The sequence below is a fragment of the Pararhizobium sp. IMCC3301 genome, from assembly GCF_030758315.1.
In the GTDB taxonomy this organism is placed as follows: domain Bacteria; phylum Pseudomonadota; class Alphaproteobacteria; order Rhizobiales.
The window spans coordinates 1,470,601-1,484,125 of the sequence record NZ_CP132336.1 but is presented as its reverse complement, the minus strand read 5'-3'; the positions used below and the strand labels follow the sequence as shown (position 1 = coordinate 1,484,125).

Below are 13,525 nucleotides of genomic sequence, written 5' to 3'. Positions count from 1 at the left end.
CAGTCTGACGTTGGACCAGGCAGTCAGCCAAGAAGATTGAGAAATGTCTCGACCTCTGCCGGTTGCGTGGCAAAGCTGCAGACCAGCCGCATCAAATGTCTGTCCGGGTCCCGCAAATTCTCCGGAATGTCCTCATCCGGCCAGGGATAGAAGCTGGCGCCGGCCTGCTGCAGAGTGTCGATGTCAGCCTTGCTGAAATAGGCGAAAACCTCATTGGACTGCGGCAACAGGGGAATAGAGACCCTGTCGCTGGCTGCAAAAGCAGTGGCCAGAATTGCCGCCTGCTGATTGGCATGAGCCGCGTTTTTAAGCCACGTATCATCCTGCAACATAGCCAGTATCTGTGCCGCCATGAAGCGGGGTTTTGAAAAATAGTGGCCCATCTGCTTGCGGATATAGTCGGTTTCGTCGACGCCATCGCCGCCGAAAAAAACCAACAGATCCGCCGCCCAGGCGCCGTTTTTCGTAAAACCAAGGGACAGGCAATCGATGCCCGCTTTCCAGGTCAGATCTGCTGGCGGGCATTCCAGATGGGCCAGCGCATTGGCGAAACGCGCGCCATCCATATGAACACCTACGCCGATGTTCTTCACCGCGCCGCTGAGTTGGGCGATCTCCCTAGACGTATAGGCCTGACCCAGCTCGCTCGCCTGGGTGAGGGTGAGGCAGCTCAATCGGCCCTGGCGCGAGACACCACCGGGAAACGCTGCCAGAACGCCGGATAGCTCTTGCAGTGTAAGCTTGCTGGCATGGCCTTTCAGGCCAAGAATTTTCAGGCCGGGGCTGACGCGTTGCGGGCCGTTATATTCATCCACATTCACATGGGCATTTCTGTGGGCAAGGGTGATGCCTGCGGGTTTTGCGAAATGGGCAAGCCCGAGCGCATTGGCGGCCGATCCGGTTGCCACCATCAGGCTCTTCACCGGTGTTTGGAAAATCTCCGACAGTTTCTCATCGACAGCAGCTGTCAGATCATCTGCGCCATAGGCCGGCGCAGCTTCGGGGCCAAGCCGGGCAAGGGCCTGTTGAACCTGCGGACATGCACCTGCCCAATTGTCGCTTGCAAACATCATGGGGCAGGTCCGGTCAAATGATCCAATACAGAGCGTGCTGTAGCGGCTGGCAGCCGTCTTTTCAAGTCAGCGTGGCTCAGCGGCTGCGCACACGCATCAGGAGTTGGTCCAGTGACAGCGTGCCACCGCCCTTGATGACCAGAACGAGAAGCAAAAATACCCACAGCACCCGCTGATCGGAGATCAGAGAGGAAGGATTGCCGTCAAACCAGGCGCCGATCGTTGCCGGATCAACCGCGTGGCCAAAAATATCGACGAAGGTCATGACTGCGACAAAGCCGATAAAGGCCAGACTGGCAAGCCGGGTAAACAGGCCGGCGACAATCAACGCCGGGAGAATGAATTCCGCCCACATTCCCAATATGGCAATCAGCTGATGGTGCGCGCCCAGAGCGGAACTGGCATAGCCGGCGCTTTCAAAAGCTTTCGGGAAAATCTGGATATAGGCCCCATCTGAAGGGGAGAGAAAACCGAACACTCCATCGCCAAGTTTGGTTGCCGCGGATTTCCAGAAATAGATCAGCAAGGTGGCGGCAAACACCAGGCGTGCCGCAAGGCCGAGCAGCCAGTCCTGTGTCGCCGTTTCAATGGCGTTAAAGCCACGCAAGTGCATTTGTGTCAGCGAATTGATGAAATTGTTCATGTCAGCCCCTGATTGATTGTGCCAGTTTGAAATCCGTAAAGACGCCCGCCGATAAAGCGCCGGATAAAGTGGCGGCCAGGTCGAAGGCGGGACTGGATAACAGGCCAGCCTGCGCCGCAGCGCCCAGCATCTCACCGCTTTGAAGAGCCGTGAGAAAGTCGAATGCTCCTTCCGGCAGGCCGCGAACCTCAACTTCCATTGCCGGACGGCAGATCATGATTATTTGCGGTGTATCGACCGGCACGTCCAGTCCGATGCCCTGACTGTTGGCCTGCCAGATTGACAGGATGGCATAGTCGGAGGCGATCAGGGCCAGCGAAGCATGAGTGCTGAACGTCAGCCGTTCAAGCAGGTTTGGGGGGACCTGCTCAAGCCGTGTGGGGTCAAGAACCGGATCGTCGGCGGCATGGTAGGCAGACCGCCGGGCGCTCTCCAGCCGTGCAACATCGCCAAGATACGGCACTGAAGCGGCGGGGGGAAAAGTATCAAGAAAACCTGGAAATGCGGTGCCATAGGCCAGCATGACAGGTGATTGCGGTGGGTGATGGATAACAAATTCACGGGCGGCGGCCTGAAAAAACTCATCGCCGACCAAGGTTTTGATAACCGGATAGCGACTTGCCAGGGCATCGACAAGGCTGACAATCACATTGTTGCGGTAGACATCGAAACGTTTGGTTGCAGGAACGCCATCAGGATTGATGATGCCATCGGGTACCGGCGCGCCGGGCTGCAGAAGAGCCTCGGCGAACGAACCCAGACTGTTGCTAACCATGCCGGCTGCCAAGCAGCGGATTGCGTGCCATGATCGCCTCAGCCTGCCGGGCCTCGCCAAGAAGCGTCGCGAACACCGGCACATCATTGTCCCATTCAATCAGAGTGGGACGCGGTCCGCCCAGCATGATGGTGCGTTCATACAACGCCCATACCGCATTATCGACAGCCCGGTCATGGGCATCGATCAGCAGCGGAGCGCCGGTTTCATCCTGGTCCGGAGCATGGCCGCCCAGATGAATTTCGCCGACCATGTGCAGCGGAAACCGGGCGATGTATTTTGACGGATCATATTGCTGATTGGTAGCGCTTACATAGACATTGTTGACATCAAGCAGCAGCCCGCACCGGGTTTGATCGGCGACACGGGTGAGAAACTCGATTTCACCCATGGTGGACTGGTCGAAAGCCACATAGAGCGATGGATTTTCCAGCAGCATCTGGCGGCCGATGACCTGCTGCACTTGGTCTATATGCGCGACCACTCTGGCAAGCGTCTGTTCGGTGTAGGGGACCGGTAAAAGGTCATTGAGAAAATGACTCTCATGGCTTGACCATGCCAGATGCTCAGAAAAAAGCCCGGGCTGATAACGCTCATTCAGCTCTTTCAGACGGCGCAGGTGATCTGGATTGAGTTCGGCCTCTCCACCGATTGATAGACCGACCCCGTGCAAGGACAGCGGATAATTTTCGCGAATGCGTTCAAGATAATGATGCGGCGGCCCTCCGGCCCCCATATAGTTTTCGGGGTGAATCTCGAACCAGCCAAGATCCGGTTTCTGTTCCAGAATGTCTGCGTAATGCTGACCTTTCAGACCCACACCGGAGCGGTCCGGAACGCGCGCCTCGACCGGCGGTGCCATTGGTGCTGGAGCGTCGGCGTGGAGCATTTCAGATCTCAAATCTAGCAATTGGAAAGGCCAGCGGCCCGGACCGCTTGTACCACGATCCGGGCCGAAAGTGCTATTTTCAAAAAAATCAGGAGGGGATGTCGCGGGTCAACGCTGCCAGAGAGCCTTTGCGGGCGCCGTCAATTTCCATGGTTTCGCAAGTGCCTGCCGGAACCAGTTTCCAGGAATTTCCCTGGTAATCGACTTTCGATGTGCCTGCGCATGTTGTGCCGGGTCCGGCTGCACAATCATTCTTGCCTGCCAGTGCGATGCCGAAGCATTTTTCCTTGCTGTCTGATGCGGCTTCAGCGTTGCTGGAAATCGTGACAGAGGACAGTGCGGTTGCCATTGCGCCAGCGACCAGAGCGGCAGAAAGGGCGGTTTTTGTGAAAGCGGACATGAAGTTCTCCGTGAATTGACCGGTTAATTATTGACTGCAGACTTGCGGGCCATAAACGCCGTTTCTGTCTGACAGGGAGCAGATTGACCGAGTTTGAAGTCAATTGAAAATCAAACAGACGTGACAAACGCTCACATTTACATCACGGAGCTGTGAGCGGCCTTTGCTCACTGATGCGCAAGTTTTGCAAATTTATCGATGGAATAAAGGTGTTTCCTTTCAAGAACGGGCAGAAAAATGAAACTTGCGCGTATTTGCTGTGTGATTATGGGCTTGCTCTTTGTTATCATTTCTGGCATTTTCTGGAGTAATTGGACAGCATTGCTGTCCTAAATTGCCGGTGACGTCACTTAAGCGGGCGTCGTCGGTTGTCGGGCAGGATTCTCATTGACGAGCCGGGGGGCACTCGGTGGGGCCCTGCACAGTTTGGTAGCGACCAACCTGTTTGTCGGTGTATGTATCACCCTCGGACGGGTTCGCGTGCCAGAAGCGGCGGTGACCGCCGCGTGACCCAGAACATGAGCATCGGCGTCTGCCGGCCCGCTCGCCCGAGCCGCGTTCCCGACGACCGGGGAAGCGCGACCCGAATGAAGGCGTGCCGCTGGTTCGGGTTAGAAGTGACTATGACGGGACGCCTGCAGATGCAGTCCCCAATGTTGGAGTGTTGTCTATGACGCAAAGAAGGTTCTCTCTGCTCAACACCGTCGGCCTGGCCGGTACGGATGCGCGCACCCCTGCAACCAGGCGGCTGAAAGCCGGGTCTCGCCACAATGGCATTCCGGCAGCCCAGGGTCTGTATGACCCGGCCAAAGAACATGACGCCTGTGGCGTCGGCTTCATCGCCAATATGAAGAGCGGTGCCAGCCACAAAATCATTCAGGATGGTATCCAGATTCTGGAAAATCTGGAACATCGCGGCGCCGTTGGTGCCGATCCCCTGATGGGCGACGGGGCTGGTCTGCTCAGCCAGATGCCGCATGGCCTGTTCAAAGAAGTCTGTGATTTCGATCTGCCTGAACCAGGTGATTATGCCGTCGGCTTTCTGTTCATGCCGCAGGACGAGGTGACACGCGCGGATTTTGAACGCATCGTTGAAACTATCGTGACGAGTTGCCACCAGGTGGTGCTTGGCTGGCGGGATGTGCCGGTGAACAATGACGGTCTGTCTAGGCAGGTGCTTGCAACAGAACCATTTTCGAGACAGGTTTTCATTGGACGCGGGCCGGAAATTACCGATCAGGCCGCTTTTGAGCGCAAGCTGTTTTTGCTGCGTAAAATGATTTCAAACCAGATTTATGACGCGAATAACGGAGCTGAAGACACCGACTTCTATATTGTGTCCCTGTCATCGCGCACCATTGTCTATAAGGGCATGTTCCTGGCGGATCAGCTTGGCGCCTATTATCGGGATCTGAAAGACGAGCGCTTTGAATCGGCGCTGGCTCTGGTGCATCAGCGCTTTTCAACCAACACATTTCCGTCCTGGCGTCTTGCCCATCCCTACCGGATGGTGGCGCATAATGGCGAAATCAATACGTTGCGCGGCAATGTCAACTGGATGGCGGCGCGGCAGGCCTCTGTGGAATCGCCGCTGTTCGGTGACTCAATGCCGAAATTGTGGCCGATTTCCTATGAAGGCCAATCCGACACGGCTTGTTTTGACAATGCTTTGGAATTCCTCACCATGGGGGGGTATGAGCTTTCCCATGCGGCGATGATGCTGGTGCCGGAAGCCTGGGCGGGCAATCCGCTGATGGGTGAGGACCGCCGTGCATTTTACGAATATCACGCGGCCATGATGGAGCCCTGGGACGGTCCGGCGGCGATTGCCTTTACCGATGGACGGCAGATCGCCGCAACACTGGACCGTAACGGACTGCGCCCTGCGCGCTATGTGGTGACCGATGATGGCTGTGTCATCATGGCGTCCGAGGTGGGGGTTCTGCCAATCGAAGAGTCGAGAATTGTGCAGAAATGGCGGTTGCAGCCAGGTAAAATGCTGCTGATCGATCTTGAGGAAGGCCGCATTGTATCTGATGACGAGTTGAAAGCCCGCATTGCCAATGCAAATCCTTACCGCGAATGGCTTGCACGCACGCAGATTGTTCTGGAAGATCTGCCGCAAGTCGGCGCAAGGGCACCGCGCTCTCATGCCAGCCTTCTGGACCGGCAACAGGCCTTTGGCTACACGCAGGAAGATCTGAAGCTGTTGATGTCTCCGATGGCAACCACCGGGCAGGAAGCCCTGGGGTCAATGGGAACCGATACGCCGATTTCGGCGCTCAGCGCAAAATCCAAATTGCTCTACACTTATTTCAAGCAGAACTTCGCTCAGGTCACCAATCCGCCGATTGATCCGATTCGTGAAGAAATTGTCATGAGCCTGGTCTCCTTTATCGGACCCCGGCCAAATCTGTTTGATCTGGAAGGCCAGTCGGAGCGCAAACGGTTGGAAGTGCGCCAGCCAATTCTGGCCAATGATGATCTGGAGAAAATCCGCGCGATCGGCGATATCGGCGATAATCAGTTTCAAACCCAGACCCTCGACATAACTTATGGAGCCGAAAAGGGTGCCATCGGCATGGAAGCGGCGCTGGACCGGCTTGGCGAACGCGCCGAGCGGGCGGTGCAGACCGGCTATAATATCATCATCCTGTCGGATCGTCTGATCGGCGAGGAGCGGATTGCGATTCCGGCTTTGCTGGCTACGGCGGCGGTGCATCACCATCTCATCCGCAAAGGGCTTCGCACTTCGGTCGGCCTTGTGGTGGAAACCGGTGAAGCGCGCGAAGTGCATCATTTCTGCGTGCTGGCAGGCTATGGCGCTGAGGCGATCAACCCCTATCTGGCATTTGAAACTCTGTCGGATATGCATACACGCGGAGACTTTCCAGACGTTGTTGATGCCGGGGAAGTGGTCGCGCGCTATATCAAATCGATCGACAAGGGAATTTTGAAAGTGATGTCCAAAATGGGCATCTCAACCTATCAGTCCTATTGCGGCGCACAGATTTTCGATGCGGTCGGTCTGAGATCGACATTCGTCAAGCGGTTCTTCTTTGGCACTGCCACCCAGATCGAGGGGGTCGGGCTGAAAGAGGTTTCGGAAGAGACCATTTCCCGGCATCAGGGCGCCTTCAGTGATGATCCTGTGCTGCGCAGTTCGCTGGATGTCGGCGGTGAGTATATGTATCGCGTGCGCGGCGAGGCCCATGTCTGGACGCCGGACGCGGTGGCCAGACTGCAACATGCGGTGCGCGGCGAAAGCTGGGCTGACTACCAGGACTATGCGGCGACCGTGAATGATCAGTCCGAGGCCTTGATGACGTTGCGCGGCCTGTTCGATATCAAGCTGGCCGACGAGGCGATTTCAATTGACGAAGTGGAACCGGCTGCACAGATTGTGAAGCGCTTTTCCACAGGTGCCATGTCCTTTGGCTCAATCAGCGCTGAAGCCCATTCGACTCTGGCTATTGCAATGAACCGGATTGGCGGCAAGTCGAACACCGGCGAAGGCGGTGAAGAGCCGGAGCGCTTCAATCCGCTTCCCGATGGGCGGCCGAATCCGAAACGCTCTGCGATCAAGCAGGTTGCATCAGGCCGGTTTGGCGTCACAACGGAATATCTGGTGAACTCCGACATGATGCAGATCAAGGTCGCGCAGGGAGCCAAGCCGGGCGAAGGCGGACAGCTTCCCGGCCACAAGGTCGATGCCGTGATTGCCAAGGTGCGGCATTCCACTCCCGGTGTCGGACTGATTTCGCCGCCGCCGCATCATGATATCTACTCCATCGAGGATCTGGCACAGCTGATTTTCGATCTGAAGAATGTCAATCCGGCGGCTGATGTCTCTGTCAAGCTGGTCTCCGAAGTGGGCGTTGGCACGGTTGCTGCCGGCGTCGCCAAGGCGCGGGCTGATCACATCACCATTTCCGGGTTTGAAGGCGGTACCGGTGCGTCTCCGCTGACCTCGCTGAAACATGCCGGCAGCCCGTGGGAACTGGGGCTTGCGGAAACCCAACAAACGCTTGTCCTGAACGGTTTGCGTTCGCGAATTGCGCTGCAGGTCGATGGCGGTTTGCGAACCGGCCGCGATGTTGTGGTCGGCGCGCTGTTGGGGGCCGATGAGTTTGGTTTTGCCACCGCACCGCTGATTGCGGCCGGTTGTCTGATGATGCGCAAATGCCATCTCAACACCTGTCCTGTCGGCGTCGCCACGCAGGACCCGGTTCTGCGCAAGCGGTTCCGCGGCACACCTGAGCATGTGATCAATTTCTTCTTCTATGTGGCTGAAGAAGTGCGCCACCTTATGGCTTCCATGGGCCTGCGCAGGTTTGATGAACTGGTCGGACAGACTCAATGGCTGGAGCAGGACCGTGTTATCGCCCATGGCAAAAGTGAGGGACTGGAATTTGCCGGCCTGTTCTTCAAACCCGAGGCCGGGGCCGATGACATTCGCCACACCCAGCTGCAGAACCATCCGATCAATGATGTCCTGGACAGAAAACTGATTGCCGAAGCCATGCCCGCGCTGGAAAACAAGACACCGGTGACGATTACCTCGGAAATACGCAGTCTCAACCGGTCTGTTGGCGCGATGCTGAGCGGCGAAGTCGCCAAGCGTTACGGCATGAAGGGTCTCCCGGACGATACGATCTCGATCCGTTTTAAAGGGACGGCCGGCCAGTCTTTCGGGGCGTTTGTCTCGCGTGGTGTCTCTCTGGATCTGCAAGGGGACGCTAATGATTATGTCGGCAAAGGGTTGTGTGGAGGACGCATTGTCGTGCGGCCGTCTGAAAATGCCAGGATTGTTCCTGAGGAATCGATCATTGTCGGAAATACCGTGCTGTATGGCGCGGTGGAAGGGGAAGCCTATTTCCGCGGCATTGCCGGTGAGCGCTTTGCGGTGCGCAATTCCGGGGCGGTCGCGGTTGTTGAAGGCGTTGGTGATCACGGCTGTGAGTATATGACAGGCGGCGTGGTGGCAGTGCTGGGTCCGACAGGCCGCAATTTTGCTGCCGGTATGTCCGGCGGTGTTGCCTATGTGCTGGACGAGGACGGGACGTTTGCCGAGCGCTGCAATCTGTCGATGGTTGATCTTGAGCCAGTGCCGGAAGAAGACGATCTGTTGGAACAGTTGCACCATCATGGTGGCGATATTGAACATCATGGCCGGGTCGACGTGTCTTCAAACATGACCGTTCATGATGAAGAGCGGCTCTACACTCTGATTTCAAGCCATGTTCACTATACTGATTCCGGCCTTGGCCATAAAATACTGGCCGATTGGGACGCGTTCCGGCCGAAATTCGTAAAAGTGATGCCGGTTGATTACCGGCGTGCCTTGCTGGACATGGAAGAAAAGCGCAATTGCGGAATCATAAGAGCCCCGGTCTGAGGCCGGCAGAGGAGCCATCCGGCCTGCGGTTTGAGTTTGATCGCGCCGGCCAGCGAAACAAACCTGCTTCGGTTCTGACGGACCGGATAATAAAAACACAAGCCGACGACTCGCGCCAATCAGGCCGCGGCACGGCATGATGAGAATGGTGAGTTAATGGGAAAAGTAACAGGTTTTCTGGAAATCGACCGGCAGCAGCAGAAATTTCAGCCAGCGTCGGACCGGATCAGGCATTTTCGTGAATTCACCATTCCGCTTCCCGATCAGGAAGTGGTGCGTCAGGCGGCGCGCTGCATGGATTGCGGCATCCCTTATTGCCATGGATCGATGGGTTGCCCGGTTAACAACCAGATCCCCGACTGGAACGATCTGGTGTATAATAATGATTGGGAAGAAGCGGTGCGCAATTTGCACTCGACCAATAATTTCCCCGAATTCACCGGACGGATTTGTCCTGCCCCATGCGAGGAAGCCTGTACGCTGAACCTTGAAGATTCGCCGGTCAGTATCAAGACCATTGAGCAGGCGCTTGCCGACAAGGCCTATGAACTGGGTCTGATCGTTCCGGAAATCTATTCCGAAAAAACCGATAAAAAAATCGCTGTTGTCGGGTCGGGACCTGCCGGCATGGCGGCAGCGCAGCAATTGGCCCGCGTCGGCCATGATGTGCATCTGTTCGAGCGTTACGCTCATGCAGGAGGCCTGCTGCGCTATGGCATTCCTGATTTCAAAATGGAAAAACACTATATCGACCGCCGGGTTGAGCAGATGGAGGCGGAAGGCGTAACTTTCCATTTCAATGTCGATATTGGCGGCAACAAGCTGTTCGCTGATCTTCAAGACGCGTTTGATGCGATCCTGCTGACAGGCGGCGCGGAAACGCCAAGGGATCCGGGGCTGGAACGGCTGGATATGGAAGGTGTGCATTACGCCATGCCCTATCTGGTGCAGCAGAACAAACGCGTGGGCGGGGAAAGCCTTGCCGGCGAGCAGGAAATCTGGGCAGGCGGCAAACATGTCGTGGTTGTCGGCGGCGGTGATACGGCGTCTGACTGTGTGGGAACAGCATTCCGCCAGGGAGCGCTGGCGGTTACCCAACTGGATATTCGCCCGGTTCCGCCAATCCGGGAAGACAAATTGCTGGTATGGCCCTATTGGCCAACCAAGTTCCGCACGTCATCCTCGCAAGCCGAAGGTGCGGAACGGGAATTCCAGGCGGCAACACTTGGCTTTGTCGAGGAGGATGGTGTTCTCAGCCATGTGAAATGTATCCGCGTTGACGAGAAGCGGGAGCCGATCGCCGGAGAAGAATTCTTCATCAAAGCCGATCTCGCCTTTATCGCAATTGGCTTTTCCGGTCCCAAGGGGGAAGGTCTGCTGAGCGAAGCCGGAGAGGCTATCGCCCGTGATGCGCGGACAAATGTGCTGGCCGATGACAAAACCTACAAGACGTCGATGGATAAGGTCTACGCCGCTGGCGATATCCGCCGCGGACAATCGCTGGTGGTTTGGGCCATTCGCGAGGGCCGGCAGGCTGCTCACTCAATTGACAAGGATTTGATGGGCGACACCATTTTACCAAGATAAGACCGGATCGGTCCGGGATGGTTAACCCATTCCGGCCGCTCAATCGGGCTTTGGCGGGGCCTCAATCGGGTTGTGGCTGAGGCCATGAAAAATTGTCCGCGCGGGTTTCCGGCGCATCCAGGGCAACACCCCGGATCAGAACATTATACGCGTTTGACACCTCTTCCCACGGTCTGCCGGGATCCATTGGCGGGCCGATCAGCGGCACGCCGCCCTTTAATGAAATGGCATCTTCAAGGGCAAAGCCAGCGAGCGGAATGACGGGTCCATCCTCGGAGAAGACCACTCCGCCCGGCGTGCCTGCAACCGCGCCACTTCCGGCCAGATAACGGTCCAACTGGCGTTTGACGAAGAATGTGAGTTTCTCGCGGCCCGCTGTTGTCAGCCCGAAGCCGTCGCCACGACGCAGTTGGGTCTGCTGGCCGTTGATGTCAGGGCCGTTTTCATCATAGACACCTTTTTCATCGGCAAATGCATCCCAGATATCGACATAGCGGGCTCCGATTTCTTCAGCTTCCGATTTGAAGATGCCGGTCAGAACTGCCAGATGTGCAGAGGTTTTAGGTCCACGTACCGGAGGCATACCGACCCAGATCACAGGCAATCTTGTTTCGGCGAGCTTTTCGGCGAACGCATCCACATTGGCTTCATATTGTGAAAGCCAGGCCTTTGTGTCGAGGCCTATGCGCTCAGGTGCGCGAAAGAACTGGCGATCATTACCCCCCATCATCACAACGATCAGATCGGCTCTGCCGCCCAGATCCGAATCTGCCAGAACAGTCCTGAGATGAGCTTCCCAGTTGAAAGTATCGTAGCGAACAAAGCCGGAGGCGGCATTCGTCGATGAGTCGACAGCGACGGTCCGGTCCTGAGCAAAGCTTTCTGCCAGGCCTTGGGCCAGACTGATCGCAAAAAAATCTCCCAGCACCAGTATTCGCCGCGCATCGGTGTTTTTTTCCACCTGTTTGATTTCTGGTGCGGACTGTTCTGGTTGCGGTGTTTGCCTTTGTGGTTGCTGCGGCTGGCGCTGTGTACGGCGCGGCTGTGAGCGCTTCACCTGTGGAGCTGGCGCCGCGCGGTCAGGATTGCGCCTGAGCAGCCGTTGTGGCTGACGCTGGTTGCGGTTGCCGCGGAAAAGCCGCTGCAGAAAGCCGCCCTCCTGAATTTTCGTAACCGGCAGACTGCTGCCATAGGACAAGGCAGGTCTGGCAGCCGGTATGGCATCCACCGGCAGCGCTGTCAGATTGACTGCAAACATGACAAGCGCTGCAACGATAGGCCTGCTGACATGTTTCAATCCGTGAACTAGAGGCCGACCCTGCATTTGCTGACACTCATCCAGTGATATGCTGCGGTAGATTTTCACCCTGTATAGCATTTGCCCGGGCAAGCCAAAAGAGCCTGCGGGTGTTTTATCAGCAGGATGGAACAGGGATAAACCACTCCGGTAACGTCCGGTCTGGAGAGTTGGCTATTGCGCGCAGATTGGGGTGGCGGGGGTTACTTGTGAGGCTTCGCCATGCATGCCCGGTCTCAGCCGCCCTGCAGGCGACTGAGAATTTCTGTTGAGGCATAGCCATCGGGGATATGGCCGATCCGGTTTTGATATTTGCGGATTGCCGCCCGTGACCCGGCACCGATCTTGCCATCAATCTTGCCGGTGTAAAAACCTTTGGCCTGAAGCAGTTGCTGCAGCGCTTTGCGGTCCGTTGTGGTCAGCGGTTTTGCATTTCTTGGCCAGGTCTGGACAAATGTCTCACCGCCACGCAACCGGTCCGCCAGATGGCCCACTGCCAGAGCGTAGGCATCGGCATTGTTATAGCGTTTGATCACTTTGAAATTCTTCAGCAGCAGAAACGCTGGTCCCCGTGCGCCGCTAGGCATGAACAGCACGGCCTTGTCCTCTGGTCTCGGGAAGGTCCGACCGGTGGTGCGCCCGACGCCGAGGTTCTTCCACTGCGTCAGGCTTCTCTCGGTTTTTGCATCGGCATATTCAAAGTCAAAATTGCGCGGCAGGACAACTTCATAGCCCCAGGTTTCTCCGCCGCGCCAGCCCATTTTATTCAGATAGGCTGCCGTTGAACCAAGCGCGTCGGGAATTGACGTCCAGATGTTGCGGCGGCCATCGCCATCAAAATCGACCGCATAGGCCTGATAGGTGGTTGGAATAAACTGGGTGTGGCCCATTGCGCCGGCCCAGGAACCGGTCAATCCGGCGGGATCAATGTCCCCGCGCTCCAGAATTTTCAGGGCCGCGAGCAATTGCTGGCGGCCGAACTTTTTGCGCCTGCGATCCGCATAGGCAAGCGTTGCGAGGGACCGGATAACGCTTTTTACGATCTTGGGATTGTTCAGCACTTCACCGTAGGAGGATTCCATGCCCCAGATAGCCACGACAATATGCCGGTCAACGCCATAGCGTGCTTCAACGGCATCGAGAGTCTGACGATAGTCGATAAGTTTCTGTTGGCCGTTCGCCAGGCGCTTTTCAGAAATGGCACTGTCCAGATAACTCCAGATCGGCCGCACGAATTCGGCCTGGCTGCCTGCGCTTTTCAGGATGCTCTTGTCGGGAGTCACCCCGGCGAAAGCAGCCTTGTAGGTGCTGGAAGATATGCCTTCCGCGCGCGCCGTGGGCCAGAAATCGCGGACCCAGTCGTCAAAACTGTCAGCCTGGGCAATTGCCGGAAAGAACACCGCCAACGCAAAAAGCGCGCAGAGGAAACGTCGAAGGATATTGTCTGTAAAACGCGTCATAAG

Annotated in this window: 9 protein-coding genes; 2 read left to right on the top strand and 7 right to left on the bottom strand. The window is 56.7% G+C overall.

The features are described from left to right. Positions 1 to 23 precede the first annotated feature (23 nt). From RAL88_RS07115 to RAL88_RS07095, 5 genes are all read right to left on the bottom strand, one after another. Positions 24 to 1,073 (bottom strand): low specificity L-threonine aldolase, encoded by a 1,050-nt coding sequence (locus RAL88_RS07115; RefSeq protein ID WP_306268289.1) that lies wholly within the window; start codon positions 1,071 to 1,073, stop codon positions 24 to 26. Positions 1,074 to 1,149: 76 nt separating this feature from the next. Then, on the bottom strand, positions 1,150 to 1,716 hold the full coding sequence (locus RAL88_RS07110; RefSeq protein ID WP_306268288.1) for a DoxX family protein: 567 nt from the start codon (positions 1,714 to 1,716) through the stop codon (positions 1,150 to 1,152). A 1-nt stretch (position 1,717) separates the two neighbouring features. Further along, a complete protein-coding gene (locus RAL88_RS07105; RefSeq protein ID WP_306268287.1) occupies positions 1,718 to 2,491 on the bottom strand; it encodes a DUF2063 domain-containing protein in 774 nt (257 codons plus the stop codon). After that, positions 2,484 to 3,380: a DUF692 domain-containing protein gene (locus RAL88_RS07100; protein WP_306268286.1), complete on the bottom strand. Its 897-nt coding sequence runs from the start codon at positions 3,378 to 3,380 to the stop codon at positions 2,484 to 2,486. The genes RAL88_RS07105 and RAL88_RS07100 overlap by 8 nt, the downstream gene beginning before the upstream one ends. An 88-nt stretch (positions 3,381 to 3,468) precedes the next feature. Next, entirely contained in the window at positions 3,469 to 3,780 is a 312-nt protein-coding gene (locus tag RAL88_RS07095) for a DUF2282 domain-containing protein (RefSeq protein WP_306268285.1), read from the bottom strand. Between the two features lie 670 nt (positions 3,781 to 4,450). Between RAL88_RS07095 and gltB the strand changes: the two genes are divergently transcribed. Next, the gene (gene gltB / locus RAL88_RS07090; RefSeq protein WP_371932148.1) at positions 4,451 to 9,178 is read left to right on the top strand and encodes a glutamate synthase large subunit; all 4,728 of its coding nucleotides are present in this window, start codon (positions 4,451 to 4,453) and stop codon (positions 9,176 to 9,178) included. A gap of 156 nt (positions 9,179 to 9,334) precedes the next feature. Next, positions 9,335 to 10,765 carry a glutamate synthase subunit beta gene (locus RAL88_RS07085; RefSeq protein WP_306268284.1) on the top strand — a complete coding sequence of 477 codons (1,431 nt, stop codon included), beginning with the start codon at positions 9,335 to 9,337 and terminating at the stop codon, positions 10,763 to 10,765. Positions 10,766 to 10,826: 61 nt separating this feature from the next. On the opposite strand, the gene RAL88_RS07080 is transcribed toward RAL88_RS07085, so the two are convergent. Beyond that, complete coding sequence (locus RAL88_RS07080) at positions 10,827 to 12,023, bottom strand: DUF459 domain-containing protein (protein WP_306268283.1); 1,197 nt, start codon at positions 12,021 to 12,023, stop codon at positions 10,827 to 10,829. Between the two features lie 275 nt (positions 12,024 to 12,298). Next, positions 12,299 to 13,522: a lytic murein transglycosylase gene (locus RAL88_RS07075; protein ID WP_306268282.1), complete on the bottom strand. Its 1,224-nt coding sequence runs from the start codon at positions 13,520 to 13,522 to the stop codon at positions 12,299 to 12,301. Positions 13,523 to 13,525: the final 3 nt, after the last annotated feature.

Excerpts from the sequence above, each read along its gene's own strand:
- RAL88_RS07115 (WP_306268289.1), bottom strand. The coding sequence starts at position 1,073 with ATGATGTTTGCAAGCGACAATTGGGCAGGTGCATGTCCGCAGGTTCAA.
- RAL88_RS07110 (WP_306268288.1), bottom strand. The coding sequence starts at position 1,716 with ATGAACAATTTCATCAATTCGCTGACACAAATGCACTTGCGTGGCTTT.
- RAL88_RS07105 (WP_306268287.1), bottom strand. The coding sequence starts at position 2,491 with ATGGTTAGCAACAGTCTGGGTTCGTTCGCCGAGGCTCTTCTGCAGCCC.
- RAL88_RS07100 (WP_306268286.1), bottom strand. The coding sequence starts at position 3,380 with ATGCTCCACGCCGACGCTCCAGCACCAATGGCACCGCCGGTCGAGGCG.
- RAL88_RS07095 (WP_306268285.1), bottom strand. The coding sequence starts at position 3,780 with ATGTCCGCTTTCACAAAAACCGCCCTTTCTGCCGCTCTGGTCGCTGGC.
- gltB (WP_371932148.1), top strand. The coding sequence starts at position 4,451 with ATGACGCAAAGAAGGTTCTCTCTGCTCAACACCGTCGGCCTGGCCGGT.
- RAL88_RS07085 (WP_306268284.1), top strand. The coding sequence starts at position 9,335 with ATGGGAAAAGTAACAGGTTTTCTGGAAATCGACCGGCAGCAGCAGAAA.
- RAL88_RS07080 (WP_306268283.1), bottom strand. The coding sequence starts at position 12,023 with ATGTTTGCAGTCAATCTGACAGCGCTGCCGGTGGATGCCATACCGGCT.
- RAL88_RS07075 (WP_306268282.1), bottom strand. The coding sequence starts at position 13,522 with ATGACGCGTTTTACAGACAATATCCTTCGACGTTTCCTCTGCGCGCTT.